Raw genomic sequence first — 1,944 nt, 5'->3', positions numbered from 1 at the left:
TGATGCTCCTATTGATCGTCAAGCCCTGTGGGTGGGGTGAGCGCCGTATCGTGGCCGGGTGCGGTACTTGACGGAGTCGTTCATTCTTGGGGCCTTGCGGCGGGGCCGTTCGGTCGAGCAGTTCCTCGGGCCGTGCGGCTCGGCAGAGCGGCCCGGTGTGCGCTATGTCGAGGTTCGCGCGACGAAGGGTCGCTTTGAGGTCTATCTCCACGCGGTCGAGGACGTCGGTAGCGAGAGCTTCCTGGACATGGGTGAGTTCCCGCCGTTCGATCCTGATGATGAGGCCGGCGAGTTCGGCCAGCTTGTGGGCATGGCTGAGGACCCGCTGGCCGCGCTGGTCGTTGCCGAACAGCGCATTGGAGCTGTGCGAGGCCGGTGGGTCAACGAGAACGTTGTCCAGGACGAGTACGGCGACTTCGTTCGCGCCGGACGGCCCTCTGGCGCCTCCGCCGACGGTCGGTCGTGGCCGAATGTGCGGGACGTTGTATGACCTCACACGTGATCAAGCGGCGTTGAGCCAGTCCCGGTAGGTGTGGGCGAGGGTGTCGTCGCGGCGGATTCCTCGTTCGAGCGTGGAGATAGTGGCCGGCCAGACTCCGAACTGGCGGGCGGCGGCGGTGAGGGTGATGTTCTTGGCTTGGCGCAGGGGCCGCAGGTCGGCGATTCCGGGGACGGCGACCGTGGTGGTCAGACAGCGGAACATCTCCCGGGCAATGGCTCGCTTCAACAGCCGGATGATCTCCTTCTTGGTTCGTCCGGCTGCGGCCTGCCGGGCAACGTAGTCGCGGGTGCGGGGATCGCTGGACATGCGGACGAGGGCGATGCGGTAGAGGGCGGCGTTGGCTGCTCGGTCACCGCCGCGTGAGAGGCGGTGCCGGTTGGTTCTGCCGCTGGAGGCGGGGACCGGTGCGGCTCCGCACAGGGCGGCGAAAGAAGCCTCGGTTCGCATGCGGTCGGGGTTGCCTCCGGCCGTGACCAGGAGCTGGGCGGCGGTGTCCGGGCCGACTCCATAGGCGGCCCGCAGGCCGGGGTTGTGGGCTGTGACCTCGCTGTCCAGGGTCTTGGTCAGCTCTTCGTGCTCGGCGGTCAGCTCCTTGACGCGCCGGGCGAGACTCTTCAGTGCGGTGAGGACCGCGACGTGGACGGCGTCCCCGGTCGGTCGCAGCCGGGCCAGGGCGTCGGTGCGGTCCGCCCCTTTGAGCTGCCCGTATTTGGCGCGGATGGTCTCGGGCGCCGTGAAGAGAAGATGCGTGATCTGGTTCAGGGCAGCGGTGCGGGCCTTAACGGCGGAGCGGGCGGCGTTGTGCAGGGCGCGTATGCCGGCGACGGTGTCGTCCTTGGGGGCGCTGGAGGCCCGTCCGGACAGGGCGGCGCGGGCAGCGGCGTAGGCGTCGATGGGGTCGGACTTGCCGATGCGGCGGCGTTCGGCCCGGTCGGGCCGGTTGACCTCCACGACGTCAAGGCCCGCCGAGCGGGCGGCGCGGGTGAAGCCGGCGCCGTAGGAGGAGGTGCCCTCGACCCCGATTGCGATCACATGGCCGTGGGCGTTCAGGAAGGCCATAGCCGCGGCGTATCCGGCGGCGGTGGTCTTGAACTCCGCGTCCGCGAGGTGGCCGCCGTTGTCGCTGATCACCGCGACGTGAATGGTGTCGGCATGGGAGTCGACCCCGCCGAACACGTCCTCGTCCGCGCTGCCCTCCACAACCTCTGATGTCATGCTGATGGTGCCTTCCCAACCGGAGGTGGGCACCGGCCGGGTGGCGCAGACAGGACATTGAGGGGGCTTCTGGCCAAGCTCCTATCAGGTCATGTTCCGCCCGGCCGGAGCCATGAGAACAGGTCCCGGCGGCCGGACAGAACAGCCGGAAGACAGCCCAGCAGGGCGTCAGTCAGTGCCCGAGCCACGACCACCGGAACCTGAGTATCAGCATCAATGTCAGTGCC

The 1,944-nt window shown here is 68.6% G+C and carries 2 protein-coding genes; one reads left to right on the top strand and one right to left on the bottom strand.

The features are described 5' to 3' along the window. The first annotated feature begins 58 nt into the window (after positions 1 to 58). Positions 59 to 490: a hypothetical protein gene (locus AB0D59_RS51050; protein WP_362580060.1), complete on the top strand. Its 432-nt coding sequence runs from the start codon at positions 59 to 61 to the stop codon at positions 488 to 490. Between the two features lie 12 nt (positions 491 to 502). Here AB0D59_RS51050 and AB0D59_RS51045 read toward each other — a convergent pair whose 3' ends face one another. Continuing rightward, positions 503 to 1,717 carry an IS110 family transposase gene (locus AB0D59_RS51045; RefSeq protein ID WP_362580057.1) on the bottom strand — a complete coding sequence of 405 codons (1,215 nt, stop codon included), beginning with the start codon at positions 1,715 to 1,717 and terminating at the stop codon, positions 503 to 505. Positions 1,718 to 1,944: the final 227 nt, after the last annotated feature.

This window comes from Streptomyces sp. NPDC048417 (assembly GCF_040651615.1).
Classification (GTDB): domain Bacteria; phylum Actinomycetota; class Actinomycetes; order Streptomycetales; family Streptomycetaceae; genus Streptomyces.
Note: the sequence above shows the minus strand (reverse complement) of the source record. Positions and strands in the feature narration are given on the sequence as shown.